This is a genomic window from Wansuia hejianensis (genome assembly GCF_014337215.1).
Lineage (GTDB): Bacteria > Bacillota > Clostridia > Lachnospirales > Lachnospiraceae > Scatomonas > Scatomonas hejianensis.
In genome coordinates this window covers 1,341,668-1,366,148 of record NZ_CP060635.1, presented here as the reverse complement: position 1 = coordinate 1,366,148, position 24,481 = coordinate 1,341,668, and the positions used below count along the sequence as shown (strand labels likewise).

Here is a 24,481-nt window from a genome sequence, read left to right as displayed (position 1 = left end):
GGAGGGAAAGCATGAAGAGAAGAGTTGTAGTGACAGGACTTGGCGCCGTGACGCCGATTGGAAATAATGTAGAGGATTTCTGGAAGAGTATCCGGGCCGGGAAAGCAGGCATCGGACCGCTTACAAAATTTGACACATCAGAATATAAAGTAAAGCTGGCCGCAGAAGTGAAGGATTTTAAGGCGGCGGATTATATGGATGCAAAAGCCGCCCGGAGGATGGAAGCATTTTCTCAGTACGCGGTGGCGGCGGCAAAGGAAGCCTTTCAACAGTCGGGAATCCGGATGGAGGAGGAAGATCCCTATCGCGTGGGCGTGATTATAGGCTCAGGCGTGGGCAGCCTTCAGGCGATCGAGAGGGAATATGAAAAGCTGCTTACAAAAGGTCCTTCAAGGGTGAATCTTTTGCTGGTGCCGATGATGATTTCTAACATGGCTTCCGGCAATGTATCCATACAGCTTGGCGCTAAAGGAAAGTGCACGGATGTAGTGACAGCATGTGCGTCAGGAACCCACAGCATCGGAGATGCGTTCCGGGCGATCCAGTACGGAGATGCCGAAGTGATGATCGCCGGAGGGGCGGAAAATGCCATTACGCCCATCGGAGTTTCCGGATTTACGAATATGACGGCGCTTACTACCTGTGAGGACCCCGCAAGAGCCTCTATTCCCTTTGATAAAGACAGGGCTGGTTTTGTGCTTGGGGAGGGAGCTGGCGTTGCAGTTTTGGAAGAGCTGGAACATGCGAAAAAGAGAGGGGCGAAGATCCTGGCAGAGGTCGCGGGCTACGGCGCCACGGCGGATGCTTACCACATCACCGCGCCGTCAGAAGACGGAGAGGGTGCGGCGCACGCCATGTCTCTGGCCATGAAGGAGGCGGGGATTACGCCGGAACAGGTAGATTATATCAATGCCCATGGAACCGGAACCCACCTCAATGACCTGGCAGAGACAAAGGCGATTAAACTGGCGTTCGGAGAAGCCGCCTATGGCGTGAAAATCAATTCTACAAAATCCATGACCGGCCATCTGCTGGGCGCAGCGGGTGGGGTGGAATTCGTTGTCTGTGTCAGGAGCATCCAGGACAGTTTCATCCATCAGACAGTCGGATCTGCTGAAACCGATGAGGAATGTGATCTGGACTATTGCATCGGCGCTCCTGCGGAGCAGAAGGTCAATTACGCCATTAGCAATTCCCTGGGCTTCGGCGGCCATAACGCGACGCTGCTCATCCGGAAATATGAAGACTGACAGGAGGAGAGGAATGGAAATAGAAGAATTATGTCAACTCATTCAGGCGGTTTCAGAATCAAACCTCGGTGAATTTTCCTATGAGGAGAACGGGGTAAAAATATCCATGAGCGGTAAAAGCTGCGGCAGCCTGGCGGAACCATTTACAATGCCTGCAGGTACCCCATCGGGAGCAGACCAGCCGGGAATCCTTCCAACTGCGGCGGCGCCATCAGCCCATCAGCCCCTGACGGCGGTCGGCTCGGAGATGTCTTCATTGAACGCTGATGTTCAGCCGTCAGCCCGGGAGGAAGAAAAGCCTGGAAGCCTGGTGACTTCTCCACTGGTGGGGGTATTCTATACGGCGCCGTCTGAGGACGCCGCGCCTTTTGTTAAAATAGGGGATCAGGTAAAAGAAGGCCAGGTGATTGCCATTGTAGAGGCAATGAAGCTGATGAATGAAATTGAATGTGACTGCAGCGGGACAGTGGCCGAGATCCTGGTGGAAAATGGTCAGGCGGTGGAATATGGCCAGCCGCTGTTCCGGATAGTATACCCACAGGGCACCCCGTAATACATGCCCCTGGCGGGGCGGGGGAACAGCAGACGCTGTTCCACAAGGTATACCCACAGGGCACCCCGTAATACATGCCCTGGCGGGCGGGGGCACGGCCGGCCTGTTGGACAGTTGCTGTGCAGCGCTATAAGGAGGTTTTCATGAACAGATTAGGTATTAAAGAAATTGAAGCGATTATTCCCCACAGGCATCCGTTCCTGCTGGTAGATTATATAGAAGATTTCGAGCCGGGCGTGTTCGCAACAGGCTATAAATGCGTTACCTTCCGGGAAGATTTTTTTGCCGGGCATTTCCCGCAGATGCCGGTGATGCCGGGCGTGCTGATCATAGAAGCGCTGGCCCAGGTAGGCGCTGTGGCGATTCTCTCCAAAGAAGAGAACAAGGGGAAAATCGCCCTGTTTGGCGGAATCGATAAATGCCGTTTCAAAGGCCAGGTGCAGCCGGGTGATAAGCTGAAGCTGGAAACCCGGATCATTAAAGAAAAGGGCCCCGTGGGCGTGGGAGAAGCCATTGCCAGCGTTGACGGTAAAATGGTGGCCAAAGCCGAAGTGACATTTATGATAGTGGCCTAGGTTAGGAGAAAATATGATTAAGAAAATTCTGATTGCAAACCGTGGAGAAATTGCGGTCCGTATCATCAGGGCCTGCCGGGAAATGGGAATCGAGACGGTAGCCGTCTACTCGGAAGCAGATGCCGAGGCGCTTCATGCCCAGCTGGCGGACGAAGCTGTCTGCATCGGTCCTGGCCCTTCAGCCAAAAGCTATTTGAATATGCAGCAGATCATCAGCGCTACGGTCATCACTGGGGCGGACGCCATTCATCCGGGGTTCGGTTTTCTCTCAGAGAACAGCCGTTTTGCGAGGCTCTGCGAGGAATGCAAAATCACGTTTATCGGACCGGGCTCTGAGATCATCGATAAGCTGGGCAATAAGTCAGAGGCACGGAACACGATGATTGAAGCAGGAGTGCCCGTTATACCGGGGACAAAAGATCCGGTCTACGACGTCCGCCATGGGAAAAAGGAGGCTGAGAGGATCGGTTATCCGGTCATGATCAAGGCCGCGCTGGGCGGCGGAGGAAAAGGCATGAGGACGGCCTTTTCCGCAGATGAATTTGATCTTGCATTTCAGACAGCTCAAAAGGAAGCCAGTATGGCTTTCGGGGATGATACGATGTATATCGAGCATTTTGTGGAGCATCCCCGCCATATTGAATTTCAGATCCTGGCTGACAGCCAGGGGAATGTTGTCCATTTGGGAGAGAGGGATTGTTCGATTCAGAGGAATCACCAAAAGGTAATTGAAGAAGCGCCCTGCGGAGCGATTTCTGAAAAGCTCAGGAGGAGGATGGGCGAAGCTGCAGTCCGCGCCGCTAAAGCTGCCCACTATGTGAATGCCGGCACCATTGAGTTTCTTCTGGATAGAAATGAACAGTTTTATTTTATGGAGATGAATACCAGAATTCAGGTGGAGCATCCGGTGACGGAGATGATCACGGGGCTGGATCTGATCAAAGAGCAGATCAGGATCGCTGCCGGCGAGCCGCTTTCTGTCTCTCAGAAAAATATAAATATTTCCGGTCACGCGATTGAATGCAGGATCAATGCGGAAAATCCAGATAAAAATTTCAGGCCTTCTCCGGGGACGATACAGACTCTGTATCTGCCGGGCGGCTGCGGTATCCGCATGGATACTGCTGTCTACAGCGGCTATACCATACCGCCTTATTATGATTCCATGATCGCCAAGCTGATTGTACACGGAAAGGACCGGGCAGAGGCCATCGCCAAGATGACCAGCGCTCTCGGTGAAGTGATCGTGGAAGGCATTGATACTAATGCAGACTATCTCTACCGGATTTTAAATGAACCAGATTATCAGGCCGGCCGCACTGATATAGAATACCTGAATACCCATACTCTGTGAAATGAGAGGTACTCGGGAATATATTGTGGAACAGCAAAGCTGTTCCCCTGCCACGCTGGGGCATGCGTTACAGGGTACCCTGCGGGTATGAAATCTGAAAGCAGGAATATTAGACGATGGAATGGAAAGAATTGTTTAAGAAAACCAGAAGAGCGGACAGCGAACCAGCTGGAAGGCGCTCTCATCCGGAGGTGCCGGAAGGCCTTTTAAAAAAATGTAATGCCTGCAAGGCCGCCATATTGACGGAAGATGTGAAAAAAGGTTACTATACCTGCCCCAAATGCCATAATTATTTTCGGGTTCACGCGTACCGCAGAATCGAGATGATTGGAGATGAAGGCAGCTTTGAAGAATGGGACCGGGGCCTGCCTGAAACAAACCCGCTGAAATTTAAAGGCTATGATGAAAAACTAGTTTATCTGAAAAACAAGACAAAGCTGGATGAAGCCGTGATTACCGGGCAGATCAGGATAGACGGGCAGGCGGCTGCGGTGGGTGTCTGTGACGGGCGTTTTATGATGGCCAGCATGGGCCAGGTGGTAGGAGAGAAAATCACCCGCGCGGTGGAGCGGGCAACGGAGGAAAAGCTTCCAATGATCCTGTTTGCCTGCTCCGGCGGCGCCAGAATGCAGGAGGGGATTGTGTCTCTGATGCAGATGGCTAAGACGGCAGCCGCCCTGAAACGGCACAGCGATGCCGGACTTCTATATATCACAGTTTTGACAGACCCGACAACCGGAGGGGTTACCGCCAGCTTCGCCATGTTGGGAGATATCATACTGGCAGAGCCGGGAGCGCTGATCGGGTTCGCTGGCCCCCGCGTCATTGAGCAGACCATTGGAGAGAAGCTCCCGAAAGGTTTTCAGCGCTCAGAGTTCCTGCTGGAGCACGGGTTTGTTGACCGGATATTGGAACGGGAGGAGCAGAAACAGGTACTTTCTCAGATTCTGAAGCTGCATGGGGATTCAAGCAAGAATGCTTTCGCCCCAGAGCCGTTCCGTGCGGTCCAGGGCCTGTCAAAAACAGCCGCTGACGCCGGCCAGGCTGAGAATGTTACCTTCAGCCAGACTGAGAACGCTCTACCAGGGCGGGGTGATCATTCTCCCGCAGGGCAGGCAGGGAACGCTTCCGCAAAAGGACGGAACCGGGAGAAACAGCTGTCAGCCTGGGACCGGGTTCTGTTGTCCAGGAGAAAAGACCGTCCGGTGGGTACAGACTACATTCAGGGACTGTTTACTGAATTCATAGAATTCCACGGAGACCGGTATTGCAGGGACGACCGGGCGATTGTGGGCGGAGTGGCCAGATTCCACGGCACTCCTGTCACAGTCATCGCCCAGGAAAAGGGCAAGACGACCCGGGAGAATATGAACCGTAATTTCGGCATGCCATCTCCCGACGGTTACCGGAAAGCCCTTCGTCTGATGAAACAGGCAGAAAAATTCGGCCGTCCGGTCATCTGTTTTGTGGATACGCCGGGAGCATTCTGCGGTATGGAAGCGGAAAAGCGGGGCCAGGGAGAGGCCATTGCCCGGAACCTCTATGAGATGTCGGCACTGAAGGTGCCTGTACTGTCTCTTGTGATCGGAGAGGGCGGCAGCGGAGGCGCGCTGGGTATGGCGGTAGCCAACGAAGTATGGATGATGGAAAACGCCGTCTATTCAGTGCTGTCGCCGGAAGGCTTCGCGTCTATCCTCTGGAAAGACAGCAAGAGAGCTGCCGAAGCAGCCGGAGTGATGAAGCTGACCTCCAGAGATCTGCAGCAATTGGGCGTCATTGACCAGGTGATACCGGAGCCTGAGCCGCTGAATCAGGCCGGGCTCCGCCCGGTGCTCTGCTGTCTGCGGGTGAAAATCGACGCATTTCTGCAGAAATACCGGACGATGACAGGAGAACAGCTGTCGGCTCACAGATACGGGCGGTTCCGTAAAATGTAGAAAGCTGTAAATCTGCCGGCCATGGGATGAACAGTAGTTGAGCGAGTTCTCCCTATTTAATGAAAGAAAGATTTTGAAAAGACGCTGCGGGTATGCTATACTAAAGGCGGAAAATGATTCTGGAAATCTGACAAAAGGCAACAGGAGAATTGATTTGAACGCACACGATACCATCAATGATGTTCTGGTTTATCTGTTCAATGAGATATGGGAACTGGAAGAACAGGCGATCATTACGGAAGAATTTAGAGATATTACGAATAACGACATGCATGTGCTGGAGGCTGTAGGCCTGTCGGGCAATAATATGTCTGCGATTGCGAAAAAACTGAATATCACGGTGGGTTCGCTGACGACGGCCATGAACAGTCTGGTGAAGAAACACTATGTGGACAGAAGCCGCAGTGAGGAAGACAGACGGGTGGTGAACATTAACCTGACGGCTAAGGGCCGGAGGGCCTATGACCATCACAAGGACTTCCACGACCAAATGACGGAAGCAGTCATTCAGCATCTGAGCGGGCCGGAAGTGGAAGTGCTGGCCCATGCGCTGGATAACCTGTCAGATTTTTTCCGGACCTATGGGAATAGGCAGAAGACAAAATGATTCACACCCCCGGGGGGCCGCATACAATCATGCGGCCCCCCGGGGGTGTTGTCTGTCCGAGTGAACGCTTGCTTTTCAGCATTATATTAGATATAATGAAACAACAAAACTCAAAGGGGAAATCATATGCTGGTAGATGTAGTGTTAGATACGCTGAAGGATACGGCTAAGCTGCTGCCGTTTTTATTTTTGACTTATCTCGTTATGGAATATCTGGAGCACAAAACGGGGGAAAAGTCTGCCCGTATGATGGGGAAAGCCGGCAGGTTCGGCCCTCTGTTCGGCGCCGCTGCCGGTGTGGTGCCGCAGTGTGGGTTTTCAGCCGCAGCTTCCAGCCTGTTTTCCGGCGGGGTGATTACCGTGGGGACACTGCTGGCCATTTTTCTTTCTACTTCCGACGAAATGCTTCCGATCTTTTTATCTGAGGCAGTCAGAATACCGACGATTCTAAAAATTTTGCTCACTAAAGCAGCTATCGGTGCGGTGACCGGGCTTTTGATAGATTTTCTCTTCCGAAGCCTGAAGGCCGGACGCGGGAAGGAAAAGGATATCCATGACCTGTGCACACACGAGCACTGCCACTGTGAGGACGGTATTTTAAAATCTGCTCTGAATCATACGCTGCGGATAGCAGTGTTTATATTTCTGGTTTCTTTTGGAATCGGCCTGATGATTGAAAGTGCCGGGGAGGCGGCGATTTCGGGATTCCTGTCGAACCAGCCGGTTTTGGGTGTGTTTCTGGCAGGGGTCATCGGCCTGATCCCGAACTGTGCTTCCTCCGTGGTCATAACCGAGCTGTATCTGCAGGGACTTCTGGGCGCAGGACAGATGATGTCCGGCCTTCTGGTGGGAGCCGGCGTTGGTATTCTGGTACTTTTCAGAACTAATCAAAATCTCAGGGAAAATCTGAAAATTACAGGAATTCTCTATGGGGCTGGTGTGCTGTGGGGGTTGCTGATTGAGGTGACGGGGGTGGTATTCTGATGGATAAATACTGTAAAATATCAAAGAAATGCGGCGGCTGCGCATATCAGGGAATTCCCTATGAAGAACAGCTGAGAAAAAAAGAAACCCAGGTGAGAAAGCTGCTGTCAGACATTTGTCCGGTGCGCCCCATCATGGGGATGGAGGAACCGTACCATTACAGGAACAAGGTGCATGCGGCCTTTGCCCGGAAGCATGACGGAAAGGTTATCTCAGGCGTTTACGAAGAAGGCACTCACCGGATAGTTCCTGTGGAGTCCTGTCTGATAGAGGATGAAAAAGCAGACGCCATCATCGGGACGGTCCGCAGCCTTGTAAATCCATTCCGGATCAGGATTTACAACGAGGACAGCGGTTATGGCCTGCTGCGCCATGTGATGGTGCGGAGAGGCTTTCAGAGCGGTCAGATCCTGGTAGTTCTCGTGCTGGCGTCGCCTATCCTGCCGGCAAAAAATAACTTTGTAAAAGCTCTGCGCAAGGAGCATCCGGAGATCACCTCCATCGTACTCAATGTCAACGCCAAGCGGACCAGCATGGTGCTGGGCGAGCGCAATATTGTGCTTTACGGCAAGGGGTATATCGAAGACACGCTCTGTGGAAAAACCTTCCGGATATCTCCCCAGTCATTTTATCAGGTAAATCCCGTGCAGACAGAGAAGCTTTACGGAAAAGCGGTGGAGCTGGCCGGACTGACGGGAAAGGAACGTGTGATAGACGCCTATTGCGGGATAGGGACTATTGGGCTGATAGCTTCCGGCAGAGCGAAGGAAGTCATCGGCGTGGAGCTAAACCGGGATGCGGTAAAGGATGCGATCTATAATGCCAGGATAAACGGCATAAAAAACGCCAAATTTTATGCCGGAGATGCCGGCGAATTCATGACCGTCATGGCGGCGGAGGGTGAAAAGGCGGATGTGCTTTTCATGGACCCGCCGAGAGCCGGAAGCGGCGAGGCATTCCTGTCGTCGGCCGTGAAGCTGGGGCCGGAGAAAATCATATATATTTCCTGCAATCCGGAAACACTGGCAAGAGACCTGAGATATCTGAAGAAAAAGAAATATGAAGTGAAAGAGGCCTGGCCGGTGGACTGCTTTGCGTGGACGAATCATGTGGAAAGTATTGTGTTGCTTTCAAAACTTAAATCTAATAAGTTGAAGCATATCGATGTGGAGTTAGAGATGGATGAGCTTGATTTGACGGCGGCGGAAAAGAAAGCGACCTATCAGGAGATTAAGGATTATGTGATGGAACATAGCGGCTTGAAGGTGAGCAGCTTATACATTGCTCAGGTGAAAGGGAAATGTGGTATTATTGAACGGGAGAATTATAATAAAGCGAAGTCTGAGGATGCCAAGCAGTCACAGTGTCCAGCGGAGAAGGAAGCAGCTATAAGAGAGGCGTTAAAGTTTTATGGTATGATATAAGTAATTAAAGTATTATGTTTGAGGGAGATCTGTATGTCAAATAATATCATTGCGAAATGTATAAGTATATCAAAGGCTTGTTTTATAAATATTCCATATAAAGCACAGACCACTATAGAAATGTATGCGTCGAATGGTTTTGCAAACAAAGCAACTGGAATATGCCACTATTGTACGATTGATACGCGAGGTTTGATGAACGCCGGTAAGGAAGTTTTGAAAACAAACTAACTTAACGACTGGCAAACAGGGAGCTAAAAGGCGGCATTGCATTCTTTTTAGTGCGATACCGCCTTTTGACAACGTACAACTTCCTATAACAAATTACTACTTAGTGCTTTTCATGTTTATGATTAGCTAAAGTTTTTCCCGCTTTACTTTTAGCACTTTTACTTGAAGATTTTTTTGCTAAGGTTTTTCCAGCAGCCCCAATTTTTCCGCCATGATGAACAGCCATATTCTTTCACACCTTTCATACTCTTGGCAATTTAAGTAAATTGTCTCGTTCCGTATCATTAGGTTCCGAACGAACATATTTTTCACCACGAGAACTTAGTGCAGGCAGTACATCAGGATAAGGAGAAATATAGACTTTGATACTTCTGGGATTCTTTTTTAAATAATCATAAAGAACAGACTTTTTAAAGTATCCCGGATTATTGCAACCGTCAATGTAAATTTCTTCAATCTCCTGAACATTGTTTGAGTTACTACATCCGTATTTCATTTTAATTTTTTTTGCGTACATCATAATGTGTCCTCCTTCTAAAAATCTCCAGATAGGTTGGTATCTTGTATAAGAAGGCACGACGCATACAAGATATAGCGATTGTTTTTTCGGTACTAAAATGTTAAAATAATTACAGGAAGTTGGTGCTAAATTCTTGTGAAAGTGCCATTAGAGAGGACAACAGAGCGTGAGTGCGAATCATAATCTGTTGTCTTTTTTATACAACTACCGTTCCATCTGTGCAACAATAGTATATCACATGCGTTCCTTAAAAGCAACACCTTTTTGTTGCTTTTGTGGAACGGTTATGTTATACTCTTTTTGAAAGGAGTATTCGTATGGAAAATTCGTTTGGGAAATATCTCGTTCATTTAAGAGAACAGAAATCAATTAGTCAAAGGAAACTGGCTGAATTAGCTGGCGTAACTAATTCAACAATCAGCCGGCTTGAAGCAGATTTGGTAACACCTGACTTAAAAACTCTTGAAAAACTTGCTAATGCTTTAAAGATTGACAAAGCATTCTTGCTAACAAAATGTGGGTATAGTGAAATTCCCGAGGAGTTTGTTATAATAGCGCGTAAAACAGGAGAATTATCAGAGGAGAAACGAGCAGAAGCATATAAAATATTTAATGATACCATTGATAAATTTCTTCTTGATGATGACGACGATGAGGAGGATTGATTATGCGTTTCGACTGGGCGAAAATTACCTCCTTAGCGTACTTAACATTATTAGAACTTGATATACATGAATTTCCTATACCTGCAAAAAAAATCAGATGTAAAGATGTTATAATTAGTAGTTATCAAAAGTATGCTAAAATAACAGGGCTACCCATTGAAAAATTAACTCTCGGACATGAATTGGAAGATGCTTTTCTTCTTAAAGGTTTACGTCCTGATGTAACACTGATTTTGTATAACAAAGAAAAATATGGTCCGCGAATGAAACATACTTTGTGGCATGAGATTGGACATATTAAATGTGGACATAAAAAACATAGTGAGCGTGAAGAAATCGAAGCGCATTTTTTTGCTGCGCAGGCGAATGCCCCAAATATTTTAATTAAAGCCATATCTCAGCGAGGATATTCTATCAATGTTCCATTTTTGGTGGAATGTTTTGGCCTAAGTAAAGAAGCAGCAGAGAAAAAAATGGAATATTTACAAAAATACAGTTTCAATCATTGTAACGAGTATGATGATCTTGTACAGTTACAATTTGCTCAATACTTGAACCAAAAATATCCCACCAAAACTAACCACTATTATGATGATTACTTTGAGGATATGGAAAAAGAACGTCAAGGTTGGTATTGAAAAATTATACTTTTGAGAAAATATCAATGAATGGTTTTGAATGATGGGATGGTGAAAAATGAAGAAATCAGAAGACAGATTACACATAGTGGAGAACGAAATCCTCATCTATCAAACGGAAGACGGACAGACGAAAATAGACGTTAAAGTTAAAGACGAAACCGTTTGGCTTACGCAGGCACAATTATGTGAACTTTACCAAACCAGTAAGTCTAATATCAGTGAGCATATTAAGCACATTTTTGAAGAAGGAGAACTAGAAGAAGCCGCAGTTGTTCGGAAATTCCGAACAACTGCGGCTGATGGGAAAAACTATAATACAACACACTATAATCTTGATATGATTATTTCTCTTGGATATAGAGTAAAATCTAAAATTGCTACAAATTTCCGTCGGTGGGCTACCGAACGATTAAAAGAGTACATGATAAAAGGCTTTACGATGGATGATGAGCGGCTGAAAAATCTGGGTGGAGGTAATTACTGGAAAGAGCTATTAGACCGAATTCGGGATATTCGCTCATCGGAAAAAGTTATGTACCGACAGGTACTTGACCTTTATGCAACGAGTGTTGACTATGATCCCAAGAGTAGTGAATCCATTGCGTTTTTTAAGATGGTACAGAATAAATTACATTATGCAGCACACGGACATACAGCAGCAGAGGTTATATACGAGCGTGCGGATGCCAGTCAGCCTTTCATGGGATTGAAAAGTTTTTCTGGTGATTTTCCTGTATTGAAAGATATAAGTATTGCAAAAAATTATCTTAATGATGAAGAATTGAAAATTCTAAATAATATTGTATCAGGTTACTTTGATTTTGCGGAGATTCAGGCCATGCGGCATAACCCTATGTATATGGCAGATTATGTAGAGCATCTTGACAATGTTTTGAAAACTACGGGTGAAAAGGTGTTGCAGGGAGCTGGAGTGATTAGCCATGCACAGGCAATTGAAAAAGCAACAGAAGAATATCGAAAATATCAGGCACAGAACTTGTCGCCGGTTGAAGAGGAGTATTTGGAGAGTATTAAAAATATTCATAGCGCAGTAAAGAAAAAGGGGGAGAATTGAGTTTGGACAATGGTCATCAAGTCGAGACTGTTGTACTGCTTTCCCGCAAAAAACTGACAGCATAATCAGCGTACAAGCCAAAAGAGCGAGTTACCTACAAAATGATAAATGAATACATAGATGCTAAAAATGGCTTCAAGGTACATACTGCTTATATAGCAGAGGTAAAAAGAAGTTTGGGCTTGCCAGTGTATGATGCTCCTAATACAGCAGAAGCGTTGAAACAACCGAGGAAACATCCGACAGCAGAGAAGGTGGAAGCGATTCAAAATGCTTTAAAGCATTCTGAAGCCATTTAAAATCAAGGCGTATCATTAGAGATAGTGATACGCTTATTTTTTGCCGAGATCGCACATTTGAGCTGTTCTCCATTCCCACATATAATGAGAGTGAAGAAATGGAGGTGGTTCGTATGATAGAACAGAAATTCCACATTTATCTGGATAGCCATGAAAGGACAAGGACAATCCTGTTACATAGCCTTGTGGAATTGAAAAATTAGCTCCTTGCGCAAGGCAGATATGCGGACTGTGTTGACGAAATGATTAAGAAATCAGCAAAGAAAGGTAAGAATGTTCATGCCTGAAATGCCCGAAGTAGAAACTATAAAAAGAATGATTGAACCATAAATTAAGGGACAAACCATACGGTCTGTGATTGTAGGAAATCCTCAGGTTATTGCTTATCCAGGTGAAGTCACATTTGTAAAACAGTTAACTGGACAAACTATAAAAAATATGAGCCGCAGAGGAAAGTTTCTTTCAATTCATTTCGAGAGTGGTGATTGCGTAGTGATTCATCTTAGGATGACAGGGCAGCTTCTTGTCACTCCAGTGGACTACCCGGAAGAAAAACATACGCATCTTATTTTGAATTTGTTGTCAGGTGGAAATCAGATCAGATACATAGATGTAAGACGCTTTGGTCGGTTCTGGTATTTGAAAAAGGGCGAAGAAGATACTGTTACGGGATTGGATAAATTGGGAGTGGAGCCATTGGATGATACGCTCACTGCTGAATATTTGAAAGAAATGCTTGGGAAAAGGAAAAAAACAATAAAAGCAATGCTTCATGATCAGTCCATCGTTGCCGGAATCGGAAACATCTATTCTGATGAAATTTTATCAGAAGCAGAGATTTACCCAGAGGAAAAATGTACTGATTTGACGGATGGTAATTGGGAGAATCTCGTAGTAAAAATCAAAGAGATTATTGCGTGGGGCATCAACACCAATGAAATGACACCAGAGGAATATCTTGCGGGAAAAGGAGAAGAATATAGTAATATTCAAAACCTAAGAGTATATGGTCGAGAGGGACAGCTCTGCAGAAAATGCCAATCAACGATTCAACGAATTGTGATTGGAGGCAGGAGCAGTTGTTATTGTCCCTTGTGCCAGGTGAAGAAAAGCTGAAAAAGTAAAATACTTTATGGGCACATGACACTTAGCGGTGTGATGTGCCTTATTTGTGATTGAGACTTAAATGAATCTATGGTATACTTCTCCCTATACATGCAAAGCAGCGTAAGATGCCGCGCCTCCTTGGTGGGGGTACTTTACGTTATTTATACGCAATATAAGAATGAAAACGTTGCATGCAGGCTGTGACTAAGCCTGCAGCAGGTTACTAAGGAGGCCAGAATGAGAGAATCAATTGAAATTACCGGCGCGTCAGAGAATAATTTAAAGCATTTAAACATCAGCATTCCCAAGGAGAAGCTGGTGGTGTTTGCCGGTATTTCCGGATCGGGGAAAAGCTCTCTGGCATTTGATACTGTGGCGGCTGAGAGTATCCGCCAGTGGCAGTCGACCTACCCCCTGTTTTTACGCCACCGTTTGCCTAGCTATAAGCGTCCGGCGGTGAGCGATATCCGCAATCTGACTCCCTGTGTGGTGGTGGACCAGCGTCCGATTGGGGCCAACGCCCGTTCCACGGTAGGGACTGCTGCGGATGTGTCGCCCCTGATCCGGCTGCTGTTCTCACGGGTGGGCATTCCCAGCGCCGGGGGAGCGATGGCATACTCCTTTAACCATCCACATGGCATGTGCCCGGCCTGTACAGGGCTGGGTGAAAAGGTACGGCTGGATGAGAAGCGTATGTTTGACCCGGATAAATCCATCAATGAAGGGGCTATCCGTTTCAGCCAGTTCTTCGGGGGAAGCTGGCAGGATTTTTATTATCGCTATAACCCTCTGCTGGACGCGGATAAAAAGCTCCGGGATTATACGGAGGAAGAGTGGAAGGTTCTGCGCATCGGGCCGGATAAGCCTCTGGTGATGGACTACATCCGCAACAATACGGGGCAGGTGTCAAAACTGCCCTATGAAGGGGTGGTGGCACGGTTCAACCGCCTGTATCTGAACAGGGATATTTCAGGTCTGAAGAAGGAAGCACAAGAGGAGGCCATGCGCTTTGTACAGCGGGAGCCCTGTTCCGTCTGCGGCGGCAGCGGCCTGAATCCCAAGGCTCTGGCATCCAGAATCAACGGGCTGAATATATCTGACTATTATTCCATGCAGGTCAGCGATCTTCTTCCTGTGCTGAAAGAGATTGACGATCCTCTGGGACGCTCTATCGCGGAACAGATTGCCCGGTGCCTGGGGCACATGGTCCAGGTGGGCCTGGGCTATCTCAGCCTTTCACGGCGCACGGACACGCTCTCAGGCGGAGAGGCGCAGCGGCTTAAGATGGTCCGTCATCTGGGGAGCAGCCTGAGCAATATAACGTATGTTTTTGACGAGCCTACGGCCGGGCTGCATCCTTCAGATGCCCGGAAAATCGGCGAACTGCTGTTAGACCTGAGGGATAAGCATAATACGGTTCTGGTAGTCGAGCATACGCGCCAGATGATTGAACTGGCAGATCACGTGATTGAGCTGGGGCCTCTGGCCGGGAGCCGGGGCGGTGAGATTGTCTATGAAGGCGGACTGGAAGGCCTGCGGCAGAGCGGCACGATCACTGCCGCCTCACTCCGCGGAGGCATACGGCCGAATCCGGCACCCCTGCCCTGGCAGGAAGGCTTTGAGATTAGAAACGCCAGCCTGCACAACCTGAAGGATGTTACCGTCTCCATTCCCAAAGGTGTGCTCACGGCAGTGACCGGCGTGGCCGGTTCTGGAAAAAGCAGCCTTATCTGCCAGGAGTTTGTGTCACGCTATCCGGAGGCTGTGGTCATCGACCAGGGGCCGATCGGAACCTCTGCCCGGTCGACCCCGGCTACCTATACAGGCGTGATGGATGAGATCCGCAAGCTGTTCGCCAAAGAGAACGGTGTCAGCGTCCAGTGGTTCAGCTTCAATTCCAAGGGAGCCTGTCCTGCCTGCAAAGGCAAGGGTGAAATCAAACCCAATGTGGCTTTTGCAGATCCGGTGGCCATACTGTGTGAGGAATGCGGCGGCAGCCGTTATAATCCAACGGCTCTGAGCTACACTTATCAGGGCAGGAATATCCAGCAGGTTATGGAACTGACCATCAATCAGGCACTGGTATTCTTCACCCAGCCAAAGCTCCTGAAACCTCTGCGGACCCTTCAGGAGGTAGGCCTTGGGTATATGACTCTGGGACAGCCGACCAGCACACTTTCCGGCGGCGAGACTCAGCGGTTAAAGCTGGCCAGTGAGCTCCATAAGGAGGGCAACATCTATGTGTTGGACGAGCCCACGACTGGCCTGCATAACCAGGATGTGGAGCATCTGCTGGCTCTGCTGCGCCGGCTGATCAGCCAGGGCAATACCGTAGTGGTTGTGGAACACAGAATGGAACTGATCGCTGCTGCCGACTGGATCATAGATCTGGGCCCGGCAGGCGGCAATCAGGGCGGTGAGATCCTTTTCACCGGCACCCCCGGGGACTTGATTAACTGTCCCCATTCGGAGACCGGCCGATATCTGCGCCGTTTCTGTGTGGAAGAGGCATGAGCCAAGATGAGAGAGGCAGATGCTTCGACATACATATTTTGGGCAGCGGGTCATATTTGGACCTGGATATCATCTGTCCCGGCTGTTTATCGAAATGCAGAAGGTTCTGACAGGATGGAAGAACTGTAAGGGCTGTACTTATTGCAAATGCCCCGAGGGATGACGCAAAATGATTGATATTTGCAGGGCGGCGGCTAAAAGTCTGAAAGCTGCGCCTTGCGGAATGAAAGTTTTGCGGCATCCCTGTTTGTGTATATTCGTCACTTTCTCGTGCCTGTTCGTTTAACACAAGCTTTAGGCCTGTCTGCTTTCTCTGTTCCTTTTTGTAGGCAGATTTGGTAAAATATAGACAGCTATAACTGAAAAATCAGATGAGAAAAGGAAAGAGGTAGTTACATGGAACATCAGGAAAGACCTCACAGGCGCCGCGTCCGCTATTCTGGCGCTTATCCCAGGAACTACAGGGAAAAATACAAGGAGCTTCAGCCGGAAAAATATGCGGATACGGTCTCCAGGGTTATCAGTAAAGGGAGTACGCCTGCCGGCATGCACATTCCTATCTGCGTAAAGGAAATCCTGGAATTTCTTCAGATACGGCCGGGCCAGCAGGGGCTGGACGCGACTCTCGGATACGGGGGCCATGCGCAGGAAATGCTGAAATGCCTGGATTCCAGGGGGCATTTGTACGCGTTGGACGTGGATCCTATAGAGTCGGCCAGGACGAAGGAACGCCTGGAACGGCTGGGTTATGGGCCAGAGATACTGACCGTGCGCCTTCAGAATTTTGCGGATATCGACCAGGTGGCAGAAGAAGCAGGAAAGTTTGATTTTGTGCTGGCCGATCTTGGCGTGTCTTCTATGCAGATTGACAATCCCGACCGGGGGTTTACCTATAAGGCAGAAGGCCCGCTGGATCTCCGGATGAATCCGGGGCAGGGAATCAGCGCTGCTGAAAGGCTGTGCCATATCACGAAAGAAGAGCTGAAGGGAATGCTCATGGAGAATTCCGATGAGCCATATGCGGAAGAAATCGCTTCAGAAGTGACGGGCAGGCTGAGGAAGGGAGAGGAGATAGCCACCACTACCCAGCTGTATCAGGCGGTAGAGGGAGCACTTTCCTTCCTTCCGGGTAAAGAGCAAAAGGAGGCGGTGAAGAAGGCGTGTCAGAGAACCTTTCAGGCACTGCGGATCGATGTGAATAACGAATTTGAAGCCCTGTACGCGTTTATGGAAAAGCTGCCGGAGGTTCTGGCTCCCAATGGAAGAGCTGCGGTTTTAACCTTTCATTCGGGAGAAGACCGCCTGGTAAAAAAAGCGTTTAAAAAGTTTTACAGGGAGGGGCTTTACAGTGAAATCTCCGATGAAGTCATCCGGCCGTCCCGGGAAGAATGTGTGAAGAACAGCCGCGCCCGTTCTACCAAGATGAGATGGGCCGTCCGCGCAGGATGATCCGGCGGAGCGTCCGGACATACAGGAAAGCCAGGAACCATCGTCTGCGGATGAAAAGAAAAATCCGGATTCTGGGGTTGACTCTCACATTGTGGTATACACTACAGTAGAAGTGAGCTCAGAAATACACATATATGTGAGGTGAAATTGATGTTAAGAATCGGTGATTTTTCGAAACTGTCAAGAATAAGTATCCGCATGCTGAGGCACTACGACGAATGCGGTCTGTTGAAGCCGGAGAAGGTGGACCGGTTTACCGGCTACCGGTATTACAGTGAATCACAGCTTCCCCTGGCGGGCAGGATACAGATGCTGAAAAATCTGGGGTTTAAGATTTCCGCAGCGGGAGAAATCCTGGATAAGTATGAAAATGCTGAGGAGATGGAACAGTTCCTGACCATTAAGAAACGGGAGCTCGAAGGCCAGGAGCAGATCCTCCGTCAGCGGATACGGCAGCTTGACAGCACAATCGAATGGCTACGAAAGGATGGTAATATGATGGGATATGACGTAAGCTTGAAGGTGCTGCCAGAGCGGTATGCTGCGAGTGTGAGACAGGTGATTCCGGCTTATGATAAAGAGGGTGTTCTGTGGAACATCATGATGGAGGATACGGCCGGGCTGAACCTTCAGGATGGGAACCCCTGTTACACCACCGCGGTTTTCTACGATGGCGAATACAAAGAACAGGATGTGGAGGTAGAGGTGCAAAAGTCAGTCAACGGCACCTATCCGGATACCGGCCGGGTGAAATTCCGGACCCTTCCGCCGGTTCAGATAGCCAGCGCCACCTACAAGGGCAGCTATGAACAGATTAACCAGGTGAACGAGGCGGTAGCGAAATGGATCGTTGATAACGGATACGAATTCGACGGGCCCGCTTTCAATATATACCATGTGAGCCCGCATGAGACGGACCGTCCGGAGGAATATGTCACAGAGGTGTGTTATCCGGTAAAGAAAAAATAGAAGGGCCATATGATGGAAATAGTTTTTGACAGCAGTGTCTGAGGCAGTCTGAATATAGCGCACTCTGTACAATTCTTATTTTGTCTGCCCAGTCTCCGTGTTCCCTGCGCAATCGGTTCGTTTGGCTTCAGCCTGGGCAGTTATTCACGGACAGCAGCTTTTTGATCATAATAGGAGCCAGTATTTTTTAGATACTATAATACCAGGAAGTGCCTACCCCACTTTAAAGTGCGTACTTTTAAATCAAATTCTTTTGAACTATGATGGAATCAAAGGAACAATCGTTTGCATATTTCCATGAAGGAGGAATTTGAGATGAAAAGAGTAGTAGATTTTTTGCAGGCTAACCCGGTGCAGTATCTGGCAACAGTGGGAAGAGACGGGAAAGCAAAATGCCGTCCGTTCATGTTTGCCCTTGAAAGGGATGGGAAGCTGTGGTTCTGCACGAACAATCAGAAGGATGTCTATAAAGACATGCAGGCCAATCCGGAAATTGAGGTCAGCATTTCTGACGCTTCTTATGCATGGCTGCGTCTTCACGGAAAAGCGGTATTTGAAAACAACCGTGAGATAAAAGAGGCCTGCATGGCTAATCCGATTGTCAAAGGCCAGTATCAGACTGCAGATAATCCTATTTTCGAGGTGTTCTATCTGGAAGATCCCCATGGTGTGATTGCTGATTTTAACGGTAATCCGCCTTATGAATTTTAATTTCCGGCTCCGCGGGCAGATCAGGCCAGGTTTTTTTTGTAATTAGCACCCCAGAGAGACATGGAATCGAGAATCGGTTTCAGGCTGAGCCCGGTCTCTGTCAGAGTGTATTCAACTCTGGGGGGTACTTCGGGATATACTTTTCTGCTGAGAAGCCCATCGGCTTCCATGGCGCGCAGGTGGCTGGTCAGAACCTTCTGGGTGATGCCGGTCACTGAGCGCATGAGTTCATTAAATCGTTTCGTTCCTGTCATCAGATCACGGATGATCAGCACTTTCCATTTGTCGCCGATCAGCTGTAGGGTCATTTCTACGGGACAGTCAGGTATTTTCTTTTCTGGATTCACGGTATCGCCTCCTGAGTATTTTTAAGGGTGTATAGATATATGTAACTCTTAAGTATAATTATATACTGTAAAAAGGATTTTGCAAGCGGAGTTCTGGAAATTCATAGAAAGGCGGAAGGAACATGGGGACGTTGAAGGAAGTGCTTGGACGCGCTGAAGCGGTTGTGATCGGCGCCGGCGCCGGAATGTCTGCGGCGGCTGGTTTAACCTATGGAGGGGAAAGGTTTCAGAAATACTTCTCCGATTTTATCCGGCGTTATCACATGACGGATATGTACTCGGCCGGATTTTATCCTTTTGCTACACAAGAGGAAAAGTGGGCTTACTGGAGCAGGCATATATACTGCAACCGGTATGGGCAGCAGGCCGGGAAAGCCTATTTGGAGCTGTTGGAACTGGTGAAGGATAAAAATTATTTTGTAATTACTACGAACGTAGATCACCAGTTTTGGCTGGCCGGATTTGATCCGGAGAGAATCTTTGCCGTGCAGGGGGATTACGGGCTGTTCCAGTGTGCGTACGCCTGTCATAGAAGGCTGTACGGGAATGAGGCTGAGGTGCGGGCTATGGTGGCACACCAAAAGGATTGCAGGATACCGGTGGCTCTCATTCCCAAATGCCCTGTGTGCGGCGGGAATATGGAGGTAAATCTCAGACGTGACGGTCATTTTGTAGAAGATGAATCATGGTGCAGGGCGGAAGAGCGGTACAGAAGATTCCTGGAAAAGAACAGTCAGAAAAAGGTGTTGTTTCTGGAACTGGGGGTCGGAATGAACACGCCGGGGATTATTAAATACCCCTTCTGGCAGATGACCGGCCGCTGGAAGAATGCCTTCTACGTCTGCCTGAATCAGGGCCAGTCATGGGCGCCGGAGGAGCTGAAGGGCCGGTCACTCTGTGTGGATGAAGATATAGCTGACGTGTTAGAAAAGCTGGCGAAAGGAAAGATATCCGGCGCCGGCGCGGAGGAACAGGAGGTGGCAGCGCTGTGACCCATGAAGAAAAAAGAGTATATCTGATCAAAAGACTGTTGGCGGAGGATTCCCAATATCAGGGTGTTGTAATACCCAATACTCAGGAAAATCAGGAGGATTTGCTGCGCAGCCTGATGAATGTCCGCCCACCCATGCCGGTTAATGAAGAATTCTTAAAACTTCAGGATGAATATCTGGGAGAAGAGAGCGAGCAAAGGGGTGTAGTGGATGGCAGGACGCTGCCGCCGGTCCAGCCGGGAGGAAGGATGGTACTCTGGCAGGGAGATATTACGACGCTGAAGGCGGATGCGATTGTCAATGCGGCCAACAGCGCTTTGCTGGGCTGTTTTCAGCCGCTTCATTCCTGCATCGACAACCTCATACATTCCAGGAGCGGTATTCAACTGAGGCTGGCCTGTGACAGGCTCATGAGAGAGCAGGGCCATGAGGAGGAAGTGGGAAAAGCCAAAATCACCCCGGCCTTTAATCTTCCTGCCAGATATGTCCTGCACACTGTGGGTCCGGCCGTCTATGGCAGGGTCACGGAGCGGGATTGCGGTCTGTTGGCCTCTTGCTACCGCTCGTGCCTGGAACTTGCCGTAGAAAATGGATGCAAGAGCATCGCGTTTTGCTGCATTTCCACAGGGGTCTTTCATTTTCCCAACAGAAAAGCGGCAGAAACCGCCGTCACAGCAGTCAGAGACTATCTGGCGGGTGACAGCAGTATAGAGAAAGTCATTTTTAATGTATATAAAGACTTGGATCTGGAACTATACAGGAATTTGCTGCAGGTATAGACCCCCGTTTATTTTCCGAAAATCTTCCGGTCAATATCGGCAATTGTGATTGTTGCCAGATGATCCATGCACAGGGCGTTCAGGTCTCCGTACAGATCATCCATAATACCGGCCATACCTGAAGCCACCAGGCATTCCATGTCGGCGTTCCCAGATTTCCAGGAGGCTTTCACGATATCCTCCCGGAGTGCTTCACAGACAGATTTCAGCGTGATATCCTCCGCGGGCTTTCCGATACGGTAACCGCCCTTTAAGCCTTCCTGCGTCACGATCAGCCCGCCGGTCTTCAGCTTGGCCATCACCTTGCGGATACGGGCTGGGTTCGTGCAGATGTTTTCTGCCAGTAATTCACTGGACAGGGTTTCGTTTTTATGGTTGAGATAGACGAGAGCATGTACTCCGATCGCAAATTCACTCGTCACGTTTTTTTACCTCCTTTTTCCCCAGCCTGCTGCTGATGGCCTGTGTCGGGCAGGCCTGTATGCATTCGCGGCAGCGGATACATTCCCGGCTATTGGGCGTTTTCCATACTGGAATGTCCATTTTACAGGTCTTCTGGCATTTTCCGCAGTGAATGCATTTGGATTCGTCCACATCCAGGCGGTACAGGGACACGCCGTTGAATAGGCTGTAAATTGCCCCCAGAGGACAAAGATATTTACAAAAAGGCCTGTAGATAAAAGCAGAGAGCACTACAATGAGCACTAAAACCGCCATTTTCCAGGAAAACAGGAAGCCGATGGCGGCCCGCAGCGGTTCATTCGTGATTACCAGAGGAAGTCCGGCCATCAGGGTGCCGCTGGGACAGATGTACTGGCAGAACCAGGGCCTGCCCTGGCCGAGGAAATCGGTAGCCGCCAGGGGCAGGAAGATTACGAAGACTCCCAGGATCACATATTTCAGCCAGACCAGAATCCGGTGACCCGGAAGGTTTTTCCGTTTGCCTATAAACGGTATTTTATAGAGCAGGTCCTGGATCAGGCCGAAGGGGCACAGCCAGCCGCAGATAAATCTTCCGAACAGAGAGCCGGCCAGCATCAGGAAACCGATGACATAGAAAGAAAAACGGTAATTGCGGCTTCCGAGAACTGCCTGAAGGGAACCGATGGGACAGGACCCAAGGGCTCCCGGACAGGAGTAGCAGTTCAGGCCCGGCAGGCACAGGGCCTTAGAAGGGCCCGTATAGATTTTTCCTTTTACAAATCCCAGCAGATAGCCATTAGTGACCGCAGCGAACAGGATCTGTATCCATAGGCGCAGCCGCCTGCTAAAACGTCTGAATAATTTAACCAATTCCGATACACTCCATGCAAATATTCACCGCTTTTTGAAACACGGTGGTGACTTCGCCCCTGGCAATTCCAATGGCCAGGAACAGGAGGGCAAGAACCGCAAGGCCTGCCCAAATCCATCTTCTATGATTACGCTTCATTTACCTTCTCCAGCATTTCATCAATGATTTTTTTCCAGCCCGCCTTGTCGTGTGCTCCTGCATATACCTTTCCGACCTGGTTGCCTTCCCGGTCCAGAAAAATAGTGGTAGGCACCACCTGTACCTGGGAAAGATAATTATCATACAGATCCTGTGAGATGAGCAGATGGGTGTAATCCGCACCGGTCTGGTCAATGATCAGGGCGGCGGTTTCGTCTTCCGGTTCGGTCACGTCGCTGATGATTCCTACAATCTGCATTTTATCCTGATATTCGTCAGACAGTTCGGCCAGGTATGGCATTTCCTGCAGACATGGCCGGCAGTAGGTAGCCCAGATATTTACCATAGTCAGGTCTGACTGGGTGAATAACTCCTGGCTGATGGGATTGCCGGCCAGGTCCGTGGTCTCGAAGGTTCCCAGAAGCCCGCCTTCAGAAGCGGAAGTATTCTCAGAAGAACCGGAGGCAGCCTGGCTGGAAGAATCTGATCCGGAAGTCTGGCTGGATGCAGCAGATTCAGAGGAGGTATCAGATTGAGACGGGGAGCCTGCGGAACCAGCCCCCCCTGTTCCACAGCCTGCCAGGGCAAGAATGAGGATGAGCAGCAAAGCTGCAGGCATGATCACTTTTTTCATAATACGTTCTCCTTATATTTAGTTGGCAAATAAGTCATTCAGTGATTCGCTCATGGTAGGATGGGTGAAAATCTGGTCTCTCAAAAGCTGATAAGGTGCATCCAGATCCATGGCAAGCTTTACGATATTAATCATTTCGTGAGAGTCTTCACAGAAGAGCATGGCTCCCAGGATTTTATCTGTGTTACGGTCAATCACTGCTTTTAACAGGCCGGTGGTCTTGCCGAGCACATGTGCTTTTGGGATGGCGGATACCGGAAGCCTGCTAATTTTAACGTTGTAACCGGCAGCCTCTGCTTCCTGTTCGTTCAGCCCGACTCTCGAGTAGGTGGGGGAGAGGAATACGCTGTAGGGAACGGCTTTGCGCGCTTCCCGGTTATAGCTTCCGCCGTGCAGGCCGGACCAAACGATACGTGAATCATCCAGGGAAACGTAGGTGAATTGCTGTCCGCCGTTGACGTCACCTACAGCCCATATGTCCGGGACGGAAGTCCGCAGGTTCTCGTCGACAGCGATGGCACCTCTGGCAGAGGTTTTAATTCCGGCATTCTCAAGGCGCAAAGCTGCGGTGTTAGGTTTTCTGCCCGTGGCCAGCAGTACAGCTTCTCCCTGCAGCAGATGTGGTTTCCCGTTCCAGTCAAAGTGGACGGAGGCGCAGGGACCATCGGCAGTGATAGAATGAATCTCAGCGCCCAGGCAGAAGGTAACGCCCTTTGATTCCAGTGAAGCCTGAATCGCTTCAGCGATATCCCGGTCCTCTCTGGGAATCAATGTCTTACTATCCTGGAGTACGGTCACTTCACTGCCGAAACCGCTGTACATGGAAGCAAATTCCAGTCCGATATAGCCGCCGCCAACAATAATCAGCCTTCTGGGCAGTTCGGGCAGATCCATCAGGGAAGCGCTGGTGTATATGAATGGATGGTTTTCTACACCTGGAATGGGCAGGATGACCGGCGATGCCCCTGTATTGATGATGATTTTTTCTCCCTCCAGTTCCAGAATCAGGCCGTTTTGCCGCACTTCCAGCCGGTGGGGAGCTGTGAAAGAAGCTTCGCCATGAATGACGGTTACCAGTTCCAGATCATCCAGCTTGTGAAAGTTTTTATCTCTGAGCATGGAAGTAACGCGGCGTTTTTCCATTATTGCTTTTTGATAGAATTTGGCCTTTTCCTCAAAGGCCCTGTCCGGGTGGCGCATGGCGGACTGAGAGTAGCGCACGAGAGTTTTAGAAGGAATGCAGCCGACGTTGATACAGGTCCCTCCGTACATGTTGTCATCCTTCTCAATGACGGCTACAGTTTTGCCCTCTGCTGCGTATTTTCCCGCCAGGGTTTTGCCTGCTTTTCCGAATCCGATTACAATCATATCATATTTGTCCATGAGTTGTCTTCTCCTTTCATCTGTAACAATTATTATTTCAGTTATTACT

26 protein-coding genes and 1 pseudogene are annotated in these 24,481 nt (G+C 49.0%); 19 read left to right on the top strand and 8 right to left on the bottom strand.

Annotation, left to right across the window (positions count from 1 at the left end; genetic code table 11):
- Nucleotides 1-11 precede the first annotated feature (11 nt).
- The 8 genes from fabF to rlmD all read left to right on the top strand — a co-directional run bounded on the left by fabF (nucleotide 12) and on the right by rlmD (nucleotide 8,684).
- Nucleotides 12-1,250, top strand: coding sequence for a beta-ketoacyl-ACP synthase II (gene fabF / locus H9Q79_RS06300; RefSeq protein WP_249329445.1), 1,239 nt, complete (start codon nucleotides 12-14; stop codon nucleotides 1,248-1,250).
- A gap of 13 nt (nucleotides 1,251-1,263) precedes the next feature.
- A complete protein-coding gene (gene accB, locus H9Q79_RS06295; protein ID WP_249329444.1) occupies nucleotides 1,264-1,803 on the top strand; it encodes an acetyl-CoA carboxylase biotin carboxyl carrier protein in 540 nt (179 codons plus the stop codon).
- A 143-nt stretch (nucleotides 1,804-1,946) separates the two neighbouring features.
- Complete coding sequence (fabZ, locus tag H9Q79_RS06290; protein ID WP_118646839.1) at nucleotides 1,947-2,378, top strand: 3-hydroxyacyl-ACP dehydratase FabZ; 432 nt, start codon at nucleotides 1,947-1,949, stop codon at nucleotides 2,376-2,378.
- A gap of 13 nt (nucleotides 2,379-2,391) precedes the next feature.
- On the top strand, nucleotides 2,392-3,732 hold the full coding sequence (locus H9Q79_RS06285; RefSeq protein ID WP_249329443.1) for an acetyl-CoA carboxylase biotin carboxylase subunit: 1,341 nt from the start codon (nucleotides 2,392-2,394) through the stop codon (nucleotides 3,730-3,732).
- A 116-nt stretch (nucleotides 3,733-3,848) separates the two neighbouring features.
- Complete coding sequence (locus tag H9Q79_RS06280; RefSeq protein ID WP_249329442.1) at nucleotides 3,849-5,669, top strand: acetyl-CoA carboxylase carboxyltransferase subunit alpha; 1,821 nt, start codon at nucleotides 3,849-3,851, stop codon at nucleotides 5,667-5,669.
- Nucleotides 5,670-5,823: 154 nt separating this feature from the next.
- Nucleotides 5,824-6,276, top strand: a complete 453-nt coding sequence (locus H9Q79_RS06275; protein WP_118646915.1) for a MarR family winged helix-turn-helix transcriptional regulator — start codon at nucleotides 5,824-5,826, stop codon at nucleotides 6,274-6,276.
- Nucleotides 6,277-6,402: 126 nt separating this feature from the next.
- Nucleotides 6,403-7,260, top strand: coding sequence for an arsenic efflux protein (locus H9Q79_RS06270; RefSeq protein ID WP_118643772.1), 858 nt, complete (start codon nucleotides 6,403-6,405; stop codon nucleotides 7,258-7,260).
- Nucleotides 7,260-8,684, top strand: coding sequence for a 23S rRNA (uracil(1939)-C(5))-methyltransferase RlmD (gene rlmD, locus H9Q79_RS06265; RefSeq protein ID WP_249329441.1), 1,425 nt, complete (start codon nucleotides 7,260-7,262; stop codon nucleotides 8,682-8,684). The genes H9Q79_RS06270 and rlmD overlap by 1 nt, the downstream gene beginning before the upstream one ends.
- Nucleotides 8,685-9,015: 331 nt before the next feature.
- Here the strand turns inward: rlmD and H9Q79_RS18265 are convergent, their stop codons facing one another.
- Together H9Q79_RS18265 and H9Q79_RS06260 are read right to left on the bottom strand one after the other, a co-directional pair.
- Complete coding sequence (locus tag H9Q79_RS18265; protein ID WP_283245096.1) at nucleotides 9,016-9,141, bottom strand: hypothetical protein; 126 nt, start codon at nucleotides 9,139-9,141, stop codon at nucleotides 9,016-9,018.
- A 15-nt stretch (nucleotides 9,142-9,156) separates the two neighbouring features.
- The gene (locus H9Q79_RS06260; RefSeq protein WP_249329440.1) at nucleotides 9,157-9,435 is read right to left on the bottom strand and encodes a DUF3892 domain-containing protein; all 279 of its coding nucleotides are present in this window, start codon (nucleotides 9,433-9,435) and stop codon (nucleotides 9,157-9,159) included.
- Nucleotides 9,436-9,752: 317 nt separating this feature from the next.
- Between H9Q79_RS06260 and H9Q79_RS06255 the strand changes: the two genes are divergently transcribed.
- The 9 genes and pseudogenes from H9Q79_RS06255 to H9Q79_RS06215 all read left to right on the top strand — a co-directional run bounded on the left by H9Q79_RS06255 (nucleotide 9,753) and on the right by H9Q79_RS06215 (nucleotide 18,865).
- Nucleotides 9,753-10,100 carry a helix-turn-helix domain-containing protein gene (locus H9Q79_RS06255; RefSeq protein WP_249329439.1) on the top strand — a complete coding sequence of 116 codons (348 nt, stop codon included), beginning with the start codon at nucleotides 9,753-9,755 and terminating at the stop codon, nucleotides 10,098-10,100.
- A gap of 2 nt (nucleotides 10,101-10,102) precedes the next feature.
- Nucleotides 10,103-10,738: an ImmA/IrrE family metallo-endopeptidase gene (locus tag H9Q79_RS06250; protein ID WP_249329438.1), complete on the top strand. Its 636-nt coding sequence runs from the start codon at nucleotides 10,103-10,105 to the stop codon at nucleotides 10,736-10,738.
- 58 nt (nucleotides 10,739-10,796) lie between these two features.
- Nucleotides 10,797-11,816 (top strand): virulence RhuM family protein, encoded by a 1,020-nt coding sequence (locus H9Q79_RS06245; protein WP_249329437.1) that lies wholly within the window; start codon nucleotides 10,797-10,799, stop codon nucleotides 11,814-11,816.
- Nucleotides 11,817-11,884: 68 nt separating this feature from the next.
- Nucleotides 11,885-12,115, top strand: a pseudogene (locus tag H9Q79_RS06240) (hypothetical protein); the annotation flags it as partial.
- Nucleotides 12,116-12,445: 330 nt separating this feature from the next.
- Complete coding sequence (gene mutM, locus H9Q79_RS06235; RefSeq protein ID WP_330596992.1) at nucleotides 12,446-13,231, top strand: bifunctional DNA-formamidopyrimidine glycosylase/DNA-(apurinic or apyrimidinic site) lyase; 786 nt, start codon at nucleotides 12,446-12,448, stop codon at nucleotides 13,229-13,231.
- A 228-nt stretch (nucleotides 13,232-13,459) separates the two neighbouring features.
- On the top strand, nucleotides 13,460-15,736 hold the full coding sequence (locus tag H9Q79_RS06230; protein ID WP_249329435.1) for an ATP-binding cassette domain-containing protein: 2,277 nt from the start codon (nucleotides 13,460-13,462) through the stop codon (nucleotides 15,734-15,736).
- Nucleotides 15,737-16,132: 396 nt separating this feature from the next.
- Nucleotides 16,133-17,185, top strand: coding sequence for a 16S rRNA (cytosine(1402)-N(4))-methyltransferase RsmH (rsmH, locus tag H9Q79_RS06225; RefSeq protein WP_249329434.1), 1,053 nt, complete (start codon nucleotides 16,133-16,135; stop codon nucleotides 17,183-17,185).
- A gap of 150 nt (nucleotides 17,186-17,335) precedes the next feature.
- The gene (locus tag H9Q79_RS06220) at nucleotides 17,336-18,154 is read left to right on the top strand and encodes a MerR family transcriptional regulator (protein ID WP_249329433.1); all 819 of its coding nucleotides are present in this window, start codon (nucleotides 17,336-17,338) and stop codon (nucleotides 18,152-18,154) included.
- Nucleotides 18,155-18,469: 315 nt separating this feature from the next.
- The gene (locus H9Q79_RS06215; protein WP_118643780.1) at nucleotides 18,470-18,865 is read left to right on the top strand and encodes a pyridoxamine 5'-phosphate oxidase family protein; all 396 of its coding nucleotides are present in this window, start codon (nucleotides 18,470-18,472) and stop codon (nucleotides 18,863-18,865) included.
- A gap of 20 nt (nucleotides 18,866-18,885) precedes the next feature.
- Here H9Q79_RS06215 and H9Q79_RS06210 read toward each other — a convergent pair whose 3' ends face one another.
- Complete coding sequence (locus H9Q79_RS06210; protein ID WP_249329697.1) at nucleotides 18,886-19,173, bottom strand: winged helix-turn-helix transcriptional regulator; 288 nt, start codon at nucleotides 19,171-19,173, stop codon at nucleotides 18,886-18,888.
- A gap of 161 nt (nucleotides 19,174-19,334) precedes the next feature.
- On the opposite strand from H9Q79_RS06210, the gene H9Q79_RS06205 reads away from it, so the two are divergent.
- Entirely contained in the window at nucleotides 19,335-20,204 is an 870-nt protein-coding gene (locus tag H9Q79_RS06205; RefSeq protein WP_249329432.1) for an SIR2 family NAD-dependent protein deacylase, read from the top strand.
- Complete coding sequence (locus H9Q79_RS06200; RefSeq protein WP_118643786.1) at nucleotides 20,201-20,983, top strand: protein-ADP-ribose hydrolase; 783 nt, start codon at nucleotides 20,201-20,203, stop codon at nucleotides 20,981-20,983. The genes H9Q79_RS06205 and H9Q79_RS06200 overlap by 4 nt, the downstream gene beginning before the upstream one ends.
- A gap of 8 nt (nucleotides 20,984-20,991) precedes the next feature.
- Here the strand turns inward: H9Q79_RS06200 and H9Q79_RS06195 are convergent, their stop codons facing one another.
- The 5 genes from H9Q79_RS06195 to H9Q79_RS06175 are packed head-to-tail and all read right to left on the bottom strand — an operon-like array spanning nucleotide 20,992 to nucleotide 24,432.
- Nucleotides 20,992-21,405 carry an RrF2 family transcriptional regulator gene (locus tag H9Q79_RS06195; protein ID WP_118643788.1) on the bottom strand — a complete coding sequence of 138 codons (414 nt, stop codon included), beginning with the start codon at nucleotides 21,403-21,405 and terminating at the stop codon, nucleotides 20,992-20,994.
- Nucleotides 21,395-22,276 (bottom strand): 4Fe-4S binding protein, encoded by an 882-nt coding sequence (locus tag H9Q79_RS06190; RefSeq protein WP_249329431.1) that lies wholly within the window; start codon nucleotides 22,274-22,276, stop codon nucleotides 21,395-21,397. The genes H9Q79_RS06195 and H9Q79_RS06190 overlap by 11 nt, the downstream gene beginning before the upstream one ends.
- A complete protein-coding gene (locus H9Q79_RS06185; protein WP_118643792.1) occupies nucleotides 22,269-22,415 on the bottom strand; it encodes a CD1871A family CXXC motif-containing protein in 147 nt (48 codons plus the stop codon). The genes H9Q79_RS06190 and H9Q79_RS06185 overlap by 8 nt, the downstream gene beginning before the upstream one ends.
- The gene (locus H9Q79_RS06180; RefSeq protein ID WP_249329430.1) at nucleotides 22,405-23,049 is read right to left on the bottom strand and encodes a TlpA family protein disulfide reductase; all 645 of its coding nucleotides are present in this window, start codon (nucleotides 23,047-23,049) and stop codon (nucleotides 22,405-22,407) included. The genes H9Q79_RS06185 and H9Q79_RS06180 overlap by 11 nt, the downstream gene beginning before the upstream one ends.
- An 18-nt stretch (nucleotides 23,050-23,067) precedes the next feature.
- The gene (locus H9Q79_RS06175) at nucleotides 23,068-24,432 is read right to left on the bottom strand and encodes an FAD-dependent oxidoreductase (RefSeq protein WP_249329429.1); all 1,365 of its coding nucleotides are present in this window, start codon (nucleotides 24,430-24,432) and stop codon (nucleotides 23,068-23,070) included.
- Between the last annotated feature and the right edge of the window lie 49 nt (nucleotides 24,433-24,481).